This is a genomic window from Streptomyces sp. NBC_01176, assembly GCF_045039825.1.
Taxonomy (GTDB): Bacteria; Actinomycetota; Actinomycetes; order Streptomycetales; family Streptomycetaceae; genus Streptomyces.
In genome coordinates this window covers 9,404,527-9,424,269 of the sequence record NZ_CP108600.1, presented here as the reverse complement: position 1 = coordinate 9,424,269, position 19,743 = coordinate 9,404,527, and the positions used below count along the sequence as shown (strand labels likewise).

Here is a 19,743-nt window from a genome sequence, read left to right as displayed (position 1 = left end):
ACACGACCGATCAAGAAGACACGCCGTCACGGACCGCACATGACCAAGCCCTACTAGGCCGCCGCATCAAAGACGGACTGGCGTACGGGCGCGCGCCGGGTCGTCGAAGAGGGGCGGCGCCGGCCTCGGGAGGTGGCGCTGCGCTTGGGGCGTTCGGCCACCGGTGCGGTGATGACGACCGGGATGCCGGAAGGGGCCTGGGCGCCGGTGATCCTGTGCAGGGCCTCGTCGCCCGAGTGGATCTGGGTGGTCTGCGGCCGGATCCCGGCGTCCGACATGAGGCGGACCATGCCGCGGCGCTGGTTCGGTGTGACGAGGGTGACGACGCTGCCGGACTCGCCGGCGCGGGCGGTGCGTCCGCCGCGGTGGAGGTAGTCCTTGTGGTCGGTCGGCGGGTCGACGTTGACGACGAGGTCGAGGTTGTCGACGTGGATGCCGCGCGCCGCGACGTTGGTCGCCACCAGCACGCTGACGTGCCCCGTCTTGAACTGCGCCAGCGTACGGGTGCGCTGCGGCTGCGACTTGCCGCCGTGCAGCGCGGCGGCCCGGACCCCGCTGTTGAGGAGGTCCTGGGCCAGCCGGTCGACGGCATGCTTGGTGTCCAGGAACATGATCACCCGACCGTCGCGAGCGGCGATCTCGGTCGTGGCGGCGTGCTTGTCAGCGCCGTGGACGTGCAGGACGTGGTGTTCCATCGTCGTGACCGCACCGGCCGAGGGGTCGACCGAATGCACGACGGGGTCGGTCAGATAGCGGCGCACCAGCAGGTCGACGTTACGGTCCAAGGTGGCGGAGAACAGCATCCGTTGCCCCTCCGGACGCACCTGGTCGAGCAGCGCGGTGACCTGCGGCATGAATCCCATGTCGGCCATCTGGTCGGCCTCGTCCAGCACCGTGACGCCCACCTGGTTCAGCCGGCAGTCGCCACGATCGATGAGGTCCTTGAGCCGGCCCGGGGTCGCGACGACGATCTCGGCTCCGCCTCGCAGCGCGCCGGCCTGTTTGCCGATCGACATCCCACCCACCACCGTGGCCAGCCGCAGCCTGACGGATCGGGCGTACGGAGTGAGCGCGTCGGTCACCTGCTGCGCCAGCTCACGCGTCGGTACGAGGATCAGACCCAGCGGCTGGCGGGGCTCAGCACGCTGTCCCGCGGTGCGAGCGAGCAGGGCGAGGCCGAAGGCGAGGGTCTTGCCGGAACCGGTGCGCCCGCGGCCCAGGACGTCACGGCCTGCCAGGGAGTTCGGCAGCGTCGCGCCCTGGATCGGGAACGGCACGGTCACGCCCTGCTTGCCGAGTTCGGCCAGCAGCTGCTCTGGCATACCGAGATCGGCGAAGGCCTCGACGGCAGGCAACGCGGGGGTGATCGTCTTGGGGAGGGCGAACTCCCCCTGCACCGCGGCGGGCCGACGGCCGTAACCGCCGGAACGGGCCGGACCGCCGGACCGGGCCGGACCGCCGGACCGGGCCGGACCGCCGGACCGGCGCGGTGCCGGCGAGCCGAAGCGACTGCCGCCCTTCCCCGCGTCGGCATCGCCCTTACGGGTGCGGGTGGAGCGGTCGTTCGTACGTGAGCGGTTCATGCAGAACCTTCCTCGATGTGGCACATATCAAGGAATTCCCGCAAGCGATGAGCAGCACGGAATTACAAGTATGGACCGATGTCAAAGCAAATCCGGCCGACGGGGAATTCACGCGGGCGTAAATGCCGAAATAGGTGACACGGTGGGGACGCAAATCCGAGCGCCGACTGCGGTTGAGCTCTTCAGGATGCGCCTGCATCCCGAAGGAGGAGCCGCGTGTGGTGAGACTGCGGATTCCTCCGAGCCGTCCCGCGGGTGAACCCGCCGCAGGAAATGGCTGCAGCTGGGGCCCGCACCCCGAGGGAAGCGGGCCCCAGCTACAAGTCTGTCAGGCCGGAACGATGTTCTCGGCCGTCAGGCCCTTCTGGCCCTGAGCGATGTCGAAGTTCACCTTCTGGCCTTCGAGCAGCTCACGGAAACCCTGGGCGGCGATGTTCGAGAAGTGGGCGAACACGTCAGCGCCGCCACCGTCCTGCTCGATGAAGCCGAAACCCTTTTCCGCGTTGAACCACTTCACGGTACCAGCAGCCATGCTATATCTCCTTTGGGGCAGTACACCGGCGTCCGCACTTTGTGAACACCGTGTCGCCGCGATGATGACCCCGCCGGAAAATGACCGGAAATACAAAAGCGCTCTCCCCGACAGGAGCCGAGTGGGAGCACTTGAAGTTTCGGGAACCACAACTGCAACTGAGATGGACAGTAGCATGCCGCAACGGCCCGCGTCGGTTAAGTAATTCCACTCCACTCGTTGCGGCAAAAACTCTCACTACCCCGTCCGTCAAACTCTCGCCTCGCGAACACAGATATTGACTCACTCGCAGGGCAACGTTCCAGAAAAGGAGCGGAGTCGTCAGCCGCTACCAGCGCCGTTAGGGCGCTATGACCTCCGGCAGTGCCGCGGGCATAAAGGCTCCGCTCCCCCGGACATCGCAGCTGACCTCCGAGCTGATAATTCGGTGTTCGTTCGCCGTCTGCCGACGGGTGCCCCGCACTCGTGACGACCTGCGGCGAGAGCCCGACCACTGACCGGGAGCGGGGCGCCGTTGCCTGGCGTCAGGAAGTAGGGGGCTTGACGAAGCGTGGGGTGGCAGGGAACGACCGTGCTGAACAGCTGCCCTCAAGGACGCCAGCCGGATCCAGGCGTCGGCGGACGCTGCATCGCGTTGCGCGGCGGCCAGGTCATTGATGGCGCTGGCGTCTGTGTAATCGAGCTCCCTGAGGTCGAGAAGCGTCCGCGACACCCTGGTTCCGTCTACGCGGAGGGCCTGCCGCACGAGGTGGACGTTGTCGGCGTCGACTTCGCCGCTCAACGCCAAGACGCGGTTGCCTTCGGCGGTTGCCTGGTTGATCACAGGCCGGGCGGCCTGCCCGGCCGTCTCGTGCATTGTCTGACGCGTGCCCCCAAAGGGGGCGCCGGAAGTGCTAAACCCTATGGAGGCGCTGCCCCCGTGTAACTGTGCTGGAGGGTAACGTTCAGGGCGGGGTACCCGGTTCTAAAGTGGGGATCGGGCGGGGAGAGGGAAGCGGTCACGGATGGACGAGACAAGTGAGGCCGACGGCGGGGCGGCCTCGCTGCTGGAGGCATCGCTCGCGCTGGACAGCGGCGGCTCCCGCATAGCCCAGGCCCGCCATCTGGCATCGGCTTTCCTGACGACGGCGCGAGACGACCACGGCATCCCGGTGGTGACCGCCACGGTCGAGATCGTCCAGCTGATCGTCAGCGAACTGGTCACCAACGCCCGCAAGTACGCGCCGGGACCGGCCCTTTTGCGTCTGCGGGTCACCGATGTCATGGTCCGAGTCGAACTCTGCGACAGCAACGCCGTCGTACCGGCCGCCAAGCCCCACGACCCCGAACGCATTGGCCAGCACGGCCTGGAGATCGTCAGAGCACTCGCCCGGACCCTAACCGTCGAGCAGACGCCCTTCGGCAAACGCATCACCGCGGACATCATCCTCACCACGGCCACCACATAACCGGACCCGTCCCTGCGGGAAGTAGCCTCAACCACCACACCTGAAGGACGCGGGGGGGGGACTGCATCAACTTGGCCCTCACGACCCCTATCGACAGCTATGCAGAAATCTGCCATAAACGCCCCATCTGAGTACACACCAGGCAGGAACGAAACCTGTTTGCGTCCGATCACTCCAGCTCCGGGGCGTGGAAGGCGAAGCTGCCCACGACGCTGTGCGTCGCGGGGCGACCCGCGAGGGTGACCGGCAGTGAAGTCCTGCGCGGGTTGCACGTCCTGGCCGCCTCAGGCGGCGGCTGTTGGGTTCGCACGCTCGGCGGCGCGGCGGAATTCGGCGTTGATGCGCTGCGCCTCCTCGAGCTGATCTTCGAGGATGACGATCCGGCAGGCGGCATCGATCGGTGTGCCCTGGTCTACGAGTTCCCGGGCGCGAGCGGCAATGCGCAGCTGGTAGCGGGAGTAGCGGCGGTGTCCGCCCGCAGAGCGCAGCGGAGTGATGAGGCGCGCTTCGCCGATGGCACGGAGAAAGCCCTGGGTGGTGCCGAGCAGCTCGGCGGCCCGGCCCATCGTGTAAGCGGGGTAGTCGTCGTCATCGAGACGGCCGTACGAGTCGTCTGCTGTCATCGCACCTCTCTGTGGAACGCGTGGAGGGGCCCCGGCGCTCGTTGCGCCAGGGCCCCGAAGGAACTGCTACACCATCCGCCGGCCCTGATACTGCGCCGGCCTTCTGTGTCCGCACGCCCGCCCGGGAGAGGACGGGGAATGCGGGGATCGCGGTTGCTCGACCGGAGACCACCTCACTATCGATGTCCTGCGGTACCCGGGCTCAACACTCACGCCCGGGCGATCCTGATGGCGCTCGGCTCCTCCGTTCTTTCCCTCTGGGATCAATCACTTACCAAACGGGAACTGCGTACAGCTGGTGATGCGAACCGCACAGTGGCCTGTCACAGCGCCACTCTTCGGCAGCCAGCCCCGTCGCCCGTCCTGCATCTGCTCTGGCTTAGAACCCCACTGCCGAACCTCCCGGTGCGCGCGCCCGCAGCCGACGCCTTCACCGAGGTACCGCTCACTGACTCCACTGCTGGGTACCACAAACTGCACTTACGGGTGGTGCCACTGCGGTCCTGCTCACGGCGGCCCCTGATCACTGCAGGCCACCCGGTCCGGTCGTCAGCCCCGTCGCCGTCCTGCAACAACCCTGGCTCCGAAACTCCACCACCGCACCGTCCTGCGCACTGCAACTACATGCTGCTACCTGGCAGTTCGTGTCTGCCGGGCCCTGCTGTCTTCCTGGCTACGAGAGAAACCATAACCAGGCCACCGCCCAATGTCTACTCCAGCCAACATAGATTTCCGCATGGCCCATGAGAAGGTAATCGAGCTCGAACAACCACGGCCGCTCCCCCGGCACCGCCGCGGCGCAACACAGGGAGCAGTGCGAGCCGCGCCGACTTCAGGTCGGTACCCTCACCAGCCGTCGTCGTCCGATCCCGACAGCGAGAGAGAGTTCCGTGGCCAGCGAACCGAGCCCCCAGATGTCAGCTGAGCTCGCGAGGCGGGCGGGCCACTATGCCGCTGCTGTCGCCGAGTGCCTCCTGGACGCGGATCTGCCGGTGACCGGGATTCAGAGTTGCGGTCCCTGGCGCGACACGGACGGCGAGTACCTCGACGTCGAGGCCAGCATCTCGTTCACGCAGGCATTCCAGGACCAGCATGGCGGGGGCGACTGCGGGCTCCACTGGGCGGGCACGTCCGGCTGGTGTCTCTACACCGCCGACAAAGAGGACCGGTATCTGTCCGGTGTCCGGTGGCCCGGGGCCGGCCTGCTTCCCGAGCCCCGGTTCGTCACTGCCTTCGTCGATGCCTTCCGACTCGACCCCGCCATGTCAGGCAGCGGCGAACAGCCGTCCTACCGACAGGACGGCCAGGACATCCCCACGCTGCTGGACAGCCTGGCCCCCTACCTTCCCGCCCAGCCCTACCTGTTCCAGGAACCGCAGGTCCGCTTCGCCGACCTGCACAGGCGCGCCTACGAAAACCGCGTGCGGCAGGCACTGGTCTCCCGCGCCTCCGACCCCCTGACCCACCTGTACCTCCGCCAGGGCGAGCTCACAGCCCTCCTGCACCTTCTCGAGTACACCGAAAGCACCAACCCCAGTGCTCTCAACAGACTGCTGGCCGCCGACCTCAGCGCCCGCGCGGGCCGGCCCCCCGAAGCCGCAGAAACACACAAGAGGGCCCTCCAGGAAGCGAACCACCGCCGGCAAGCGCCATGAGAGAGACGGAGCGCAGACGCAGAACGCGCTGGCCTGCCGCCCGCTCTCTGCGCCGCGCCGGCAACTTCCCGCTCCACGCAATCCCGCTCGGCGCGACGGGGCGGAGCGGAGCGGCCGCACGGCGTATCTGCCCCGTGGCTGTCGTTGAACGAGCAACGCACACACAGGTGGGCGGCCGGTCCGTGTGCCGGGTGCGGGTCACCGGAGCTCGACGGAGTAGGAGCTGCCGGAGAATTCCCAGCCGTCGGTGCCTTCGCCGATGTCGGCGACGATGACGTCGTCGATGAAGCGGTCCTCGAAGTCGTCGTCGCGCAGGTCGCCGGCCAGCCACAGCGTCTCGATGTCGCTCCAGTCGCCGCGGCTCGCGTCGATGCGCAGTGGGGCTGCGCGGCGGGTGCCACGCTCACGTTCGTCGGCGCCGGTCTTGACGAGGCCGCTGATCTCGAACTGACCGTCCTTGACCTGGTCGGGGATCGGGTCGGCCGGGACGAAGGCGACGTTCTCGTAGGCGGTGTGGATGAGGTCGCGGTAGCTGCGGCGGACGTTGTATTCGGGATCAGACAGCCACTTGATGAGGGTGTCGGGGCGGACGTCGAGGCCGGCGCTTTCGAGGGCTTCGTAGCCGCGGCGGGTGCCGGTGAGTTGGCTCAGCTGGGCGTGCCAGTGCTTGGCGCTGTAGGTGGACAGGCGGTGGCGGGGGGTGACCTGGGCGCGCAGGAGGTCGTTGAGGGCGCCGCCGAGGGAGTTGCCGTGTCCTGTGGGTCCGGCCATCAGTCGTCACCTTCCGGGATGAATGTGCCGGGCCGGATGAACTTGGCCTTCACCTCGCCGAACCCGGTACCAATCCGGTACGTGTCGGGCGCTGTCTCGTCGGGGACCCAGAAGATCGCGGCATCCACGTTGCGCAGGGCGATGAGCCGATTGCCTGCTTGAACGGCTTTGAAGGCGACGGTCCAGTGGCGGACTGAGGCTTCGGCGACCATGCTCATGCGCCAGTCCGGACGCCAGAACGGAGAGCGCGAGTCGGGCCGTTTGGGCCACAGCAGGCGCAACGCGATCGACAGGCGGGTCTTGTAGTTCTTGTACGGTTCGCCGCCGACTTTGATCAGGTCGGTGCGGGCGGCCCTGGCCGCTTCGTAGAACGGCTTGAACAGCGACTCGTTGATCTTGCCCGTCCACGAGTCATGGATGACGACCTGTTCGGCGAGGTGGCCGTCGCGGCGGAGGCGTTCGAGCTGCTTGAGGTGCGGGGTGGTCACCCACACCCGTCCCTGCTCGTCGGGCCGCTCGATGAGACGCCCCAACGGGTGCGGCATGTCCGTGTGCGCGTCCAGGCGGGGATCTCGATGAGGTAGATGCCGGCCTTGGACTTGTCGAACGCCTCCAGCGGACCGGTGTGCAGGAGCCTGTTCGGGGAGAGCGGGACCGCGGAGCAGGCGGAGGGGAAGGAACCGTTGCGGTCGATCAGGCACATCAGACCGTCGCCGAACGAGGCGGGGACGTCGAGCTGGTCGCGCCGTACGCGTTTGCCGTTGCGTTCGTGTGCGACGCGGGTGCTGGTGACGTCGGGGTGGACCCAGCGGGGTTCGCCGTCCATGTCTTCACTGATCAGGGGCCAGGGTCCGCCGTCCCGGTCGTCCTTGCGGATGACCGGGATGGGGTGCATTTTCGACCGCTCCACCGAGTCCTTGAGGATCCGCAGGGCTGGGAAGACTGCTCCCTCCGGCTCGTCTTCCTCATCGCCCGAAACTAGGCCGTCATCGTCATCCCGCTCAGCCTCGTCGTTGTCCTCCGCAACCGGCGCGTCGACCGCGCTTGCAGGAGCGGGGGCAGCCGCCGGAGTCGGCGCGGGGGTGACGGCGGGTGCGGGCGCGTTGTGGGCGTGCAGCGCGGCGGCGAGGCGGCACCCCTCAGCGTGGTCGGGGAGCCGGAGCCCGGCGGCGGCCAGGGCCCGCAGCGGGACGCGGAGTTCGTCGAGGTCTTTGATGTTGCCGGCGGCGAGCGCGGTGCGCAGCGCGGCGAGCAGGTGGGTTGCCTCGGCGGGCAGGCCCTGCAGGGCACCGGAGGTGAAGGGGAGGGCGGCCGCCGCCAGTTCGCGGTCGGTGTCGTTGCCCATCGTGTCCGGGAACGTGTCGCCACCTGCAGGCGCACCGGCGGCCGCGGTGGTGGCGTGGGCTGTGGCGGTGGTGTCGAGGAATCGGGCGTGCGCGAGGTCGGGGCGCAGGCGGGCGTGGCCGATGATGCCCAGATCCCGCTCGGCGACGGTCACGTTCGTCTCCCCGTCGGGGTGCGCGGTGAGGGTGAGGATGACGTCGGCGTCGAGCAGGTTCACGATGGCCGGGTCGTCGGTGTCCACGACCGCGAGAACCGGGATGTGCTGGGTGCGGGCCAGTTCCCGCAGGACCTGGCTGGCGGCCGGGAGGTGTTCTCCGGACATCGGCAGGCGGGGGTTACGGGCTCGCTGCAGTCGGTCGACGACGACGAGCGCCAACTCCCCGGCGACGGGAACGGTCTCGGCGATGGCCTCGGCGGTCAGGTCGCTGCCGTCGTCGATGAGCAGTGGCGCGTTGCGCAGTCGCTGGACGACTTCCTGTTCGTGCGGGGTGAGGGTGCCGGTCTTGAGGCGGGCGTAGTCGCCGCCGGCTTCCGCGGCGATGATGCGGCGGGTGATGTCCGCGCGGTTGGGGCCCGATGCCGCGTACAGGACACGGTGGTTGAGGGCGAGCGCGGTGTGCCGGGCCGCTGCGAGGCCGATGAGGCTTCCGCCGACCTGCGGTGGGGCGGCGACCAGGACCAGGCGTCCGGGGTGCAGGCCGCCGGTGGCCGCGTCCAGGGCCGCCAGGCCGAAGGAGAGACCGGGCGCGGAGCCCGGGGTGATGACGTCGCCGAGGGCGTCGCCGAGCGTGGCGAGCCGGCGTCCGGCATCACGGCTGGGAGTGGGCTGGCTGGTCACCGCGCCTCCTGCGGTCGCCGCAGCGCGCGCGGCCGTGTCGGATGGAGTGCTACTGATCGGTCCGTCTGCGGGCAGCAGCACCGCGACGGGTGTGCTGTTCCTGCGGAGCACCTGGGGCTGGCCGCCGGCTGCCCGGCCGATCAGGGTGCCGAAGTCCTTCTGCGCCGCACTCAGGACCCAGGAAGGAAAGGCCCCGGCCTTCCGCGCGGCCGGGAACCGGTCGAGCGGGGCGAGGACAACACGGGCTTCCTTCTTCGAACCACGGTGGATCAGGGTGGTGAACGCCCTCTGCCAGGCAGACTCAGCCGCGCCCTGCTGGCTCCTGCTCGCTCGGCGGCTCCTTGCAGGCGAGTTGCCCGACAGCCGAGAATGCCTTTCCGTAAGTCTGCGAGCTGCGCGGCCGTGACGGATGCGTCGGCGTACCGCTGGATCGCTTTGTCGGGCTGAAGTTGATCAGGTCCACATCTTCCCGCAGTTCGTGGACAGTGCGCGAACGAGGGGTGCTCAGCTGCATCGGCCGAGAGATCCGCCGAGGATTGTGGCCCGACCGCTCGGCAAGCAGCCCGATAAGCGCCTCGTCCAGTCCGGTGGCGATGCTAGCCCGCCCGGCACGGACAGGCATGCACCCCTTGACCCCGTTGATATCGGCGGCAGAAGCCCGGGAGGGTTGGTCGGCGCATCGAACTCGGCGAGCGCCCCTGGGTCATGAACCGAAACATCGTTCACCGGCGGCACCTCGACGCCGACCCAACGCACGACCTACTCTGCCACGTTGCGCTGGCCGCCTGCCCCCTTCAACTTCTCGCTTCCCCGCAAGAGGACCTCTGTGACGCACATCGACTCCACGCTTCCTCGTGTGCCCTCCGCCGATTCCCCCAAAGTCGCTAACCTGCTGCAAAGGAAGGCGGGGAGGAAGCGGCAACCGTGCTCGACGACATCGAAGATAGGGTGAAAAGCCCGCAGGATCGGCACTACGCCGTACTCGCTCCGGGGATATCCCTCTCCCCGGACGAAGACGGCATGTCACCCCGCGCAGAGCTCGACATGCTGGACGCGGCACCCCTGCACGCATAACGCGTAGCCGAAGCGTTCGGCGACTTCCAGTACACGCCACTGCGGCCGAAGGCTCTCTTGGACCCGCCGGACCACCGGGTCGCGATCGAGGAGGCGGTGACCGCCCACGACATCGACGTTCTGGTCGTCCACATCGTCGGGCACGGCGAACTCGCCGCGAGCAGTAGTGAAAAGCTGTACGTCCTCGACCCACGGGGAGAACGCCTCACAGTCCCCGTCACGCACTGGATCGAACTAATCGAGGACCACCCGCGTCGGCACCGGCCGCACACCCTATTCATCCTCGATGTCTGTTACGCCGGTCAAGTCGCGGTGGAGGCCTGGCATACGCGGCAACAGGTCTCCCGGCGCCGCGCATGGGTACTGGCCGCCACGGGAGCGCAGGAGCAGGCGTTCGGCTACCGTCTGAGCCAAGCTGCCACGCAAGTACTGCACCGGTACCGGGACGGCGAGTTACGCATCGACCGCTCTCTCCCCTACATCCCGGCGAAGACTGTCTACCAGGAGATCGAACGGGTGGTGAGCCGGCTGGTGGACATCGACCGGGGGCCAGTGCAGCACATCCTTACCAGCCTCGTTCCCAGCCACGTCGACATCGATCTCCCGTTTTTTCCCAACCCCGGGTACGGGGGACTCAAGGACCTGGGCCCGCCGGTCGAGCTGCCCGAGAATGTGCTACCCGAGATTGCTCGGCTCACGGAGTGGGCTGGCGATCCGGAACACTTCCGACGCCGGGCATCGGGAGGCCACCCGGTAGCCCGCGACGGTCTGTACGGCTACTTCTCCGGCCGCGAGGTAGAGATCGCGGAGCTAGCGACGTGGCTGGACGGGGGCGCCCCCGCGCTTCGTGTGGTCACGGGCAAACCCGGGGTCGGGAAGTCGGCGCTGCTCGGTGTTCTGGTGTGCGCGGCGCACCCCGCATTGCGTAAGGCCACCCGCGGCATCTGGGGCCAATTGCGCAACCGCCCCGGCGAGAACGACCGTCTGGTCGTGGTACACGCCCGGCGGCTCACCCTTGACCAAATGGCCCGGTCCTTGGAACAGCAGATCTTGGCCGTCTGTCCGACGGGGCGACCACCTGACGCCCCCTCTCCCAGCATGGGGCCGGCAGGCCGCCTTGCCAGCTTGCTCGACGCTCCGGACGACGGGAGCCCGGTCACGGTGGTAGTTGACGCTCTCGACGAGGCCGAGGAGCCGCGCGATATTGCCTCCGTACTGCTCGTCCCCTTGGCGCGCAGGGCGCTGGCCGAACCTGGCCTGCTGCGTATCGTGGTCGGCGCCCGCGGGGAGGACGGACTACGCGAACTTTTCCGCCTGGCAGAACTGCGCGGCCTGGTCACCGATCTCGACACAGTGCCCGCCACGCAGGTGCGGCTCGGGGTGCGTGACTACGTCCAGAATCTCCTTGAGCACGACACCCCGTACGCCGGCAGCGCCCTGGGCGGGGTACGGCGCGCGCTCGCGGACGGCATGGCGGAGGGGCTTGTCGGCAACGGACCGGAAGCAGACCACCGTGACCGACTGGAGTGGGGAGAGTTCCTCACCGCGGGCCTGTATGTGCACTATCTGCTGGCCACCAGCCAACTGAGTTGCGCGGACCGAGACGCACCTGCCGCCCGCAGGCTCGGGCAGCAGGTGCCGCGCAGTCTGCTAGAACTGCTCCAACTGGATCTGCGGCGCCACTCAGGTCAGAAGCATCTGCTGTCTGTGCTGACCGCCCTCGCCTACGCTCAGGGGCGCGGCATGCCGGAACGCGTTCTGGCACACGCGGCACAGGCATTCACGTCGAACCCTGACGCCACGGCGACCATCCCCTCCCAGGAACTCCACACGCTCCTCGACAGTTCGGCACGCTTCTATCTCCGGCGCGACATCGACACCGACGGCACCACCCTCTATCGCTTGTTCCACGAGGGCCTCGCCGACCAGCTACGACTGCTACACGCAACCTCTCCCGACCACGGTGATTCGCCATGACACTGGTCGGCAGAACCCCCGCCGACCGACTGTTTCAGCAACTACGGCACGCCGTTCCCCGGGACCGAGTCGGGCATCCGCTCTGGCACCTCGCCGACCCTTACCTCTTGCGCCACCTGGCCCGCCATGCCGTCGATGCCGGCCACCTCGACTCCCTTCTTGCCGAGGCCGGTTTCCTGCTGCACGCCGAGCCCTCGGCCGTCGGCGCGGTACTGCACGAGGCGCGATCGGAACAGGCTCGGCTGAGCGCAGCCGTCTACCGGCACTCCGCAACCCTGCGCGGATCGCCTGAGGGGCGGGAACACAGCCAGCTGCTGATCCTGGCAGCTGAACGCCTCGGCCACCGTCGACTCCGCGTCGAACTGCCCGATGACAAGGACTGGTCGTACGCTGGGCTACCGGGCAGCAGGTCTCCACCGAGCTGATCCGTTCCATACCACTCGGTCAACAGCGCGTGCGGACGGTGGCAGCGCTCCACGGACCGGATGGGCGCCCCATCGCGGTCGCACTCGGTACCGACCGCTCGGTGACCGTGTGGGATCTATCGACGGGTGCCCCACTGCGCGTGCGCCCCGGCCCCAACGATGACGCCACCGCGCTGGCTGCAGCCCACATGCACGGCGCGAGCTGGGCCGTGATCGGCACTGCAGACGGCGGCCTTTGGCGCTGGGACACGAACCGAGGCGGGCGACCTATAAGACTCCACGGTCATGAGAGCGAGGTCACCCACATCGTCGTGGCCCCGTGGGGCAACACTGGCCACATCGTCTCCGTTGGAGCCGACGGCACGGTCCTTGTCCACCCCTTTGTGACCGGCATCGCAGCCCGGCAACTGCCGTGGAAAGCGTACCGGCTCGGTGCCCTCACCCTCCTCCGCGACCATGGCCGCGTGTACGTGTTGGCGTGCACCCTCGATGGTGTACTGACCGTCCTCGACCTGCTCACCGGAGCCATCCGGATGGTGGGACGCAACGGGAGCAGTGCAGTTCGCGCGGTCGCAGCGTTGACCAACGATGAGCGGTCGCTCGCCATCGTCGGCTCGGCAGATGGCTCAGCGGCGGTCTGGGACCCGTTCACAGGCCGACGAGTGCGGGACCTGCCCGGCGCTGCCGGCAGCACTCCTGCTCTGGCCACACCGACGAAGCACGGGCGGATGCTCGCCGCCGCGGGATTGTCGGACGGCACGATACGGGTCTGGGACGTCTCCTCCGGCGAGGTCACAAGCATTCTGACCGGACACACCTCGGCAGTGCGGAGCATGGCAACGCTTGAGGTGAATGGCAAGGAGCACCTGGTCACAGGCGGAGACGGCGGCACCCTTCGGCTGTGGGATCTGGAGACACCGGGAATCCGCCCGGCGCCCGTCGGGCACACCGGACGAGTGCGGACAGTGGCAGCGGATCCCATGGGCGCCCATGCCGTGAGTGGCGGTGACGACACCACGGTACGGGTGTGGGATCTCGCCACAGGCAGGCTGACGACCACTCGAACGGCCCGCACGTTCGAGATAGCCCGCTCTGGGCCATCCCGACCGCACATCCTGACCGCACAACCCGACCGCAGATCCCATGACCGGTCGAGTCCGCGGTCCCGGAAGGCAGAAGCGACGGCCGAGGTGCTCGGCGTCGTGGCCGCCCGTCAGACGGCCGCGGCGGTCCGTACGTCGTCGTGCGCGGCTTCGAGACGGGCGGCCGCCTCGGCGCGGGTACAGCCGGCGAGGAGCATGACGATCGCGGTCTTCGCGTGTCCGTCGGCCTCCTGGAGTGCGGCCGCCGCGGCGTCGAGGTCGGCGCCGGTGGCCTGCGCGACCATGCGTCGCGCCCGGTCGACGAGCTTCTCGTTGGTGGCGCGCAGGTCGACCATGAGGTTCCCGTACACCTTGCCGAGCTGAACCATCGTGGCGGTCGAGAGCATGTTGCAGACCAGCTTCTCTGCGGTTCCGCCCTTGAGACGGGTGGAGCCGGTGAGGACCTCGGGGCCGGTGGGAACCTCGATGGCGACGTCCGCGTGGCGGCTGATGACGGCGTCGCTGTTGCAGGCGACGGAGACGGTCGCCGCGCCGATCGCGCGGGCGTGCTCCAGACCGCCGACGACGTAGGGGGTGCGGCCGCTGGCGGCGAGCCCGACCACGGTGTCGTGGGCGGTCAGGCCGATGGCGTCGAGGTCGGCGACGGCGAGCCCGGGGTTGTCCTCCGCGCCTTCGACCGCGAGGACGAACGCGCCGGGACCGCCGGAGAGCAGACCGACGACCCGGTCCGGCGAGATGCCGAAGGTGGGCGGGCATTCGACGGCGTCGAGCAGGCCGATCCGGCCGCTGGTGCCGGCGCCGAGATAGACGAGCCTGCCGCCCGCGCGCAGCGAGGCGGTGATCTTCTCCACGGCCGCGGCGATCCGCGGCAGCGCGGTGCGCACCGCCAGGGCGACGGTCTGGTCCTCGTCGTTCATGGTGGCGAGCAGTTCGGTGACCGGCATGCGGTCCAGTTCGGCGGTCCGCTGGTTGCGGGTCTCGGTGCCGAGAGTGCTGAGGTCCACGTGCGGTCGTTCCTTTCGGGGAAGCGCTGTCGTTCCCTTCGGGTGAAGCGCTGTTGTTCGGTGGTGACGGAGGGGGCGCCGCGTCTCCCCGTCGTGCAGGCGGCGACTGTACGCCGGTCATCGGTGCGTCGGGGACCGGTACGCCGGTCCGGCGTCACCCGGGGGGCGCCGCCACGGGCGGGAGTTCGGCCGCCGGTGGGACGGCCGGTTCCGTTCGGGTGCCGGGGGCCGGGTCGGCGAGGGCCTCGTCGACGCTCGGCCGGCGTGCCGCGGGGGTGCTCCGGTGGCGCTGCACCGCACCGTAGGTACGGTGCAGCGCAGCGGTGGTCGCGTCGTACGAGCGCTGCGCGACTCCGACGAACAGGCAGTCGATGAGCGCGAGTTGGGCGATGCGGCTGACGGTCGCGCCGGAGCGGAACGGCATCTCGCGCGCGCAGGTGGTGAGGACGAGGTCGGCGGTCTCGGCCAGTGGCGAGCGGGCGAAGTTGGTCAGGGCGATCGTGGTGGCGCCGTTCTCGGCGGCGGCCTGCAGGGGCTCGATCGTGTCCGTCGTCTCGCCGGAGTGGGAGATCGCGATGGCCACGTCCGCGGGTCCGAGCAGTGCCGCGGCGGTCAACGCGGCGTGCACGTCGGTCCAGATGAAGGCCATCCGGCCGATGCGGTGGAGCTTCTGGTGCAGGTCCTGGCCGACGAATCCGCTGGCGCCCACACCGAAGATGTCTATCCGGCGGGCGTCCGCGACGGCGTCGATCGCCTGGCCGAGCTGGGCCACGTCGAAGCCGTCGCGGGACTCCTCCAGGGCGCGGACCTCGTTGTAGATGATCTTGCTGATGATCTGTTCCAGCGAGTCCGTGGCGCCGATGTCGGTGCCCAGGGCCGGGCGCTCGGCGCCGAGCGCGTTCTCGTGGGCCGCCGCCGCGGCGAGGCCGACGCGCAGGTGGGGGTAGTTGGTCAGGCCGATCGCGCGGCAGAACCTCATCACGGTGGCCACCGAGGTGCTCGCCCGGCCGGCGAGGGCGCTGATGGACAGTCCGGCCGCCTCGGACGGCGCCGCGAGGACGGTGTCGGCCACCCGCCGTTCCGACGGGGCCAGGGACGGCAGCGCGCCGCGGATCCTCGTCAGCACGTCGACGGAACCGCCGCTCTGCGGCGCCTCCGCAGCTTCACGGTGCGCGACCTCGCGAGCCATGGGTCCTCCTGGGTGGTGTGGACGCAAGCGTAGCCACGCCCACCAGGGATGGCAAAAAGTTACGTGATGAATTTTCCTGCCGGTATTTATTGACATGCGGAGGACAGGCTTCCAAACTCACAGCACCGCGGTCCGCTCGCCGGGCGCTCTCGACGCAGCGAAGTCGCGGATCGTCCCTTTCAACGGAGAAGGCGTTCACACATGACGGCCGTACTGGCGGTGGACCTGGGGAAGACGGGGTGTCGCGCCGTGCTCTGGACCGGCCCGGACAGCCCCGAGCACCCCGTTCGCGAGGTTCCCGGGGCCCCCGGTCTGGCGGAGTCCGGCGGCGTGGACGCCGCGGTCGCCGCCGTGACGGCCGCCGCGGCGTTCGGCGACGAGCTTGCCTCCGGACTTCCCTCCGGACGACTGGACGCGGTCTGCGTGGGCGCCGCCGGCGCCGCCGCGGACCCCGCCGCGGCCCGCTCCCTGGCCGAACTGCTGCTGGACGCGCTGCCGACCGACGAGGTCGCGGTCACCAGTGACGCGGTCACCGCGCACGCCGGCGCCCTCGGCGGTGGCGCCGGCGTGGTGCTGGCCGCCGGCACCGGCTCCGTCACGGTCGGAATCGGCGAGGGCGGAACGTTCGCCCGCGTCGACGGCTGGGGACCCTGGCTCGGCGACGAGGGCAGCGGCGCCTGGATCGGCCGCGCCGGCCTGCGGGCCGCGCTGCGCTCCCACGACGGACGCGGACCCGCGACCGCCCTGACGGGGGCCGCGGCGGACCGCTACGGCGACCTCGACCGACTGCCCGCGGCCGTGGGGCACTCCGCCAACCCGGCCCGGCTGACCGCGACCTTCGCCCCCCTGGTGGCTGCCGCGGCCGCCGACGGTGACGCGGTGGCGGCCGAGATCATGCACGACGCCGCCGCCGCGCTGGCCGAGGCGGTCGTCGCCGCGGCCCGCAGGGTCGGCGGCACGCGCCCGCTGCCCGTCGCCGTCACCGGCGGCCTCACCGGGATCGGCGCCCCCCTGATGGACCCGTTCGCCGACCTGCTCGGCGCGTCGGGGCTGCCGCTGCGGGTGACCCCCGCTCTCGGCGATCCCCTGCACGGCGCGCGCCTGCTGGCCCTGGATTCCGCCGGACCGCACGAACCCCTCGTCATCCGCGTCCACCGGACGCCGACCCCGCCGCCGTGACCGGGTGCGCCGGACCGCCGGACGCCCGTCGCACCGGCGGGACGGAACACCGCCCCTCCCCCACCGACCCCCTTCCCCGGTGACACCACCGATCCGTTCTAAGGAGTGCACGTGCGCCAACTCGACCTGGCGGTGATCGCCGTCTATCTGGTCGCCATCGCCGTGATCGGACTGCGCCTGTCCGGGCGGCAGAAGACGGCGAAGGAGTACTTCGTCGGCGAGAGCCACATGCCCTGGTGGACGGTGTCGTTCTCGATAGTGGCCACCGAGACCAGCGTGCTGACCGTCATCAGCGTGCCCGGCGGCACATACAGCGGGCAGGGCTTCGGCAACGTCGAACTGGCGCTGGGTTACGTGGTCGGGCGGGTCGTCGTTGCCACGGTACTCATCCCGCTGTACAAGCGCGGCGGCTTCGTCAGCGCCTACCAGTACCTCGGGGAGCGGTTCGGACTGAAGCTCCAGGGCCTGGCGTCGGTGTCGTTCGTCTTCACCCGGCTGCTCGCCGAAGGTGTCCGGCTGTTCGCGTCGGCGATCCCGATCAAGCTGCTGCTCGACGAACTCGGCGTGCACACCGGCTACAAGGCCATCATCATCGTGCTGACGGTCATCACCGTCGTGTACACCTACCTCGGGGGCATCAAGGCGGTCATCTGGACGGACGCCATCCAGATGGGCCTCTACCTCGGCGGTGTGATCCTGGCCATCGCGGTGCTCACCGGGCACGTCGGCGCGACCGGCTTCTCACAGGCCCTGCACGGCGGCGAGTTCCGGCTCTTCGACACCGACTTCGGCCTCGACCACATCCTCACCAGCTCCTTCGCCCTGCCGACCGCCATCATCGGCGGCGCCATCTTCGCGATGGCCAGCCACGGCTCGGACCAGCTGATCGTCCAGCGTGTCCTGACCACCCGCACGCTGCGCGACGGCCAGAAGGCGATGATCGCCTCCGGTGTCTTCGTCACCATCCAGTTCGCCGCGTTCTCCCTGGCCGGCGCCCTGCTGTGGTCGTACAACAAGGGCCGCAGCTTCAAGGAGATGGGGCTGAGCAGCTCCGACAACCTCTACCCGAACTTCATCCTGCACGGCCTGCCGGTGGGCATCTCGGGTCTTCTGGTGGCGGGCATCCTGGGCGCCGCGATGGGCTCGCTGTCCTCCGCGCTGAACTCGATGTCCAACTCCACGGTGTCCGACATCATCCACAGCTTCCGGAAGAAGGCCCCCTCCGACCAGGCGCTGCTGAAACTGGCCCGGGTGATGACGCTGGTGTGGGCGGCGCTGATGGCGGTCTTCGCCTGCGCCTTCAGCACCAGCTCGGGCAACGTCTACCTGACCGGTCTGACGATCGCGGGCTACACCTACGGCGCGCTGCTCGGCGCGTTCCTGCTCGGCCGGCTGATCAAGCGGGCCACTGAGGTGGACGCCGTCGTGGCCTTCCTGGTGACCATCGGCGTGATGACGTACATCGTCCGCGGCGTGAAGATCGACGTGACCACCGCGGGGACGACCGTCCCCACGGCGATCGCCGCCCAGTGGCTGGTGCCGATCGGCGTGCTGGTCACGATCGTCGTGGGCGGCGTGATGAGCCTGTTCCACCAGCCCCCGGCCGCCGTTCCCGCTGTCGCGCCGGTGGATTCCGACGGACACGGCACGGAGGTCACCGCGACCGCCGGCCAGTCCTGACCCAGCCCCGGGCCGGGGGCCGCCGCGATCCGGCGGCCCCCGGCCCGGTCACTTCGGACCGGCCGCCCGCCCGGGCGCGCGCGGCCGGTCCGACCCGAAGACTCGGAGTCCCCATGCGTGTGATCGGTCTGATGTCCGGCACCTCGTACGACGCCATCGAAGCCGCCGCGGCCGACCTCACCCTGGAGGGCGAGACGCTGCGGATGCGGCCGCTCGGCCGGATCGGTGTCGCCTACCCCGAAGACCTGCGCGCCGCGATCGGGGCCGCTCTGCCCCCGGCCGCGACCAGTACCGAAGCGGTCTGCGCCCTGGACACCGGTATCGGCCAGGCGTTCGCCGGCGCCGCCGTCCGCGCCCTGGACGAACTGTGCGGCGGCGAGGCCGATCTCGTCGTCTCGCACGGGCAGACGATGCACCACTGGGTAAGCGACGGCGCCGTGCTCGGCACCCTCCAGCTCGGCCAGCCCGCCTGGATCGCGGAGGCGACCGGCCTGCCCGTCGTGTCGGACCTGCGGGCACGCGACATCGCCGCGGGCGGCCAGGGCGCGCCCCTCGTCGGCATGACCGACACCCTGTTGCTGCGCGGCCTGCCGGGCGTCCCGGCCGCGCTGAACCTGGGCGGCATCGCCAACATCACCGTCGCGGCTCCGGACACCGACCCGGTCGCCTTCGACACCGGCCCCGCCAACGCCCTGCTGGACGCGGCCGTACGCCACTTCACGGCAGGCGCCCGCGAGTACGACGAGTCGGGGCGCGGCGCCGCCGCGGGCCAGGAGGCACCGGAGCTGCTGCGGCTGCTGCTCGACGAGCCGTACTACCGCCTGCCCGCTCCGAAGAGCACCGGCAAGGAGCTCTTCCATCTGCCCTACCTGCTGCGGGCGTTGGAGGCCGTACCGGTCGCCGAACCGAACGACGTGCTGGCCACCCTCACCCGGCTGACCGCGGTGACGGTGGCGGACGCGGTCCGCGCCCACGGCGTCACCCGGCTCGTGGTCTCCGGCGGCGGGGCGCACAACCCCGTCCTGACCGGCATGATCGCCGAGGAGCTGCCCGGCGTGCGGCTGCTGCCCAGCGACGACCTGGGCGTGCCCTCCGACGCGAAGGAAGCGCTGGCGTTCGCTGTCCTGGGCTTCCTGACGGTGAACGGCCTGCCGGGCACCCTGCCGTCGGGCACCGGGGCGCGCCATCCGTCGCTGCTGGGCAGTGTCACGCCGGGCCGTCTGCCGCTGCGGCTGCCGGAACCGGCGACGACGGCTCCCCGTCGGCTGCTGGTCGAGACCCCGTCGTAGGACCGCACCCAGGGCGTCGCCCGGCCGCC

15 protein-coding genes and 1 pseudogene are annotated in these 19,743 nt (G+C 69.7%); 8 read left to right on the top strand and 8 right to left on the bottom strand.

Annotated elements, in window-relative coordinates; translation table 11 throughout:
* Positions 1-53: 53 nt before the first annotated feature.
* Positions 54-1,583 carry a DEAD/DEAH box helicase gene (locus OG199_RS40920; protein WP_405833990.1) on the bottom strand — a complete coding sequence of 510 codons (1,530 nt, stop codon included), beginning with the start codon at positions 1,581-1,583 and terminating at the stop codon, positions 54-56.
* Between the two features lie 328 nt (positions 1,584-1,911).
* Positions 1,912-2,115, bottom strand: a complete 204-nt coding sequence (locus OG199_RS40915; RefSeq protein ID WP_067385816.1) for a cold-shock protein — start codon at positions 2,113-2,115, stop codon at positions 1,912-1,914.
* 1,004 nt (positions 2,116-3,119) lie between these two features.
* Between OG199_RS40915 and OG199_RS40910 the strand changes: the two genes are divergently transcribed.
* Positions 3,120-3,563: an ATP-binding protein gene (locus OG199_RS40910; protein ID WP_356809365.1), complete on the top strand. Its 444-nt coding sequence runs from the start codon at positions 3,120-3,122 to the stop codon at positions 3,561-3,563.
* Positions 3,564-3,847: 284 nt separating this feature from the next.
* Here OG199_RS40910 and OG199_RS40905 read toward each other — a convergent pair whose 3' ends face one another.
* The gene (locus OG199_RS40905) at positions 3,848-4,186 is read right to left on the bottom strand and encodes a MerR family transcriptional regulator (protein ID WP_405833988.1); all 339 of its coding nucleotides are present in this window, start codon (positions 4,184-4,186) and stop codon (positions 3,848-3,850) included.
* A 914-nt stretch (positions 4,187-5,100) separates the two neighbouring features.
* Here OG199_RS40905 and OG199_RS40900 point away from each other — a divergent pair.
* Positions 5,101-5,841 carry a hypothetical protein gene (locus OG199_RS40900; RefSeq protein ID WP_405833986.1) on the top strand — a complete coding sequence of 247 codons (741 nt, stop codon included), beginning with the start codon at positions 5,101-5,103 and terminating at the stop codon, positions 5,839-5,841.
* Between the two features lie 198 nt (positions 5,842-6,039).
* On the opposite strand, the gene OG199_RS40895 is transcribed toward OG199_RS40900, so the two are convergent.
* From OG199_RS40895 to OG199_RS40885, 3 genes are read right to left on the bottom strand one after another with little or no spacing between them, the layout of a single operon-like run.
* The gene (locus tag OG199_RS40895) at positions 6,040-6,612 is read right to left on the bottom strand and encodes a hypothetical protein (protein WP_405833984.1); all 573 of its coding nucleotides are present in this window, start codon (positions 6,610-6,612) and stop codon (positions 6,040-6,042) included.
* Positions 6,612-7,100 carry a hypothetical protein gene (locus tag OG199_RS40890; protein ID WP_405833982.1) on the bottom strand — a complete coding sequence of 163 codons (489 nt, stop codon included), beginning with the start codon at positions 7,098-7,100 and terminating at the stop codon, positions 6,612-6,614. The genes OG199_RS40895 and OG199_RS40890 overlap by 1 nt, the downstream gene beginning before the upstream one ends.
* Positions 7,097-8,794 carry a DnaB-like helicase C-terminal domain-containing protein gene (locus OG199_RS40885; protein ID WP_405833980.1) on the bottom strand — a complete coding sequence of 566 codons (1,698 nt, stop codon included), beginning with the start codon at positions 8,792-8,794 and terminating at the stop codon, positions 7,097-7,099. Before OG199_RS40885 ends, OG199_RS40890 begins: the two co-directional genes overlap by 4 nt.
* A gap of 1,170 nt (positions 8,795-9,964) precedes the next feature.
* Here OG199_RS40885 and OG199_RS40880 point away from each other — a divergent pair.
* From OG199_RS40880 to OG199_RS40870, 3 genes and pseudogenes are all read left to right on the top strand, one after another.
* Positions 9,965-11,845 carry a hypothetical protein gene (locus tag OG199_RS40880; RefSeq protein WP_405833978.1) on the top strand — a complete coding sequence of 627 codons (1,881 nt, stop codon included), beginning with the start codon at positions 9,965-9,967 and terminating at the stop codon, positions 11,843-11,845.
* The gene (locus OG199_RS40875; protein WP_405833977.1) at positions 11,842-12,270 is read left to right on the top strand and encodes a hypothetical protein; all 429 of its coding nucleotides are present in this window, start codon (positions 11,842-11,844) and stop codon (positions 12,268-12,270) included. The genes OG199_RS40880 and OG199_RS40875 overlap by 4 nt, the downstream gene beginning before the upstream one ends.
* Positions 12,271-12,458: 188 nt before the next feature.
* Positions 12,459-13,292 (top strand): annotated as a pseudogene (locus OG199_RS40870) (WD40 repeat domain-containing protein); the annotation flags it as partial.
* Positions 13,293-13,483: 191 nt separating this feature from the next.
* Here OG199_RS40870 and murQ read toward each other — a convergent pair.
* Together murQ and OG199_RS40860 are read right to left on the bottom strand one after the other, a co-directional pair.
* Complete coding sequence (murQ, locus tag OG199_RS40865) at positions 13,484-14,377, bottom strand: N-acetylmuramic acid 6-phosphate etherase (protein WP_356809171.1); 894 nt, start codon at positions 14,375-14,377, stop codon at positions 13,484-13,486.
* Between the two features lie 154 nt (positions 14,378-14,531).
* Complete coding sequence (locus tag OG199_RS40860) at positions 14,532-15,566, bottom strand: MurR/RpiR family transcriptional regulator (RefSeq protein WP_401803242.1); 1,035 nt, start codon at positions 15,564-15,566, stop codon at positions 14,532-14,534.
* Between the two features lie 201 nt (positions 15,567-15,767).
* On the opposite strand from OG199_RS40860, the gene OG199_RS40855 reads away from it, so the two are divergent.
* From OG199_RS40855 to OG199_RS40845, 3 genes are all read left to right on the top strand, one after another.
* A complete protein-coding gene (locus tag OG199_RS40855) occupies positions 15,768-16,745 on the top strand; it encodes a BadF/BadG/BcrA/BcrD ATPase family protein (protein WP_405833974.1) in 978 nt (325 codons plus the stop codon).
* Between the two features lie 111 nt (positions 16,746-16,856).
* Entirely contained in the window at positions 16,857-18,425 is a 1,569-nt protein-coding gene (locus OG199_RS40850) for a sodium:solute symporter (protein WP_401803245.1), read from the top strand.
* Positions 18,426-18,538: 113 nt separating this feature from the next.
* On the top strand, positions 18,539-19,714 hold the full coding sequence (locus OG199_RS40845) for an anhydro-N-acetylmuramic acid kinase (protein ID WP_405833972.1): 1,176 nt from the start codon (positions 18,539-18,541) through the stop codon (positions 19,712-19,714).
* Positions 19,715-19,743: the final 29 nt, after the last annotated feature.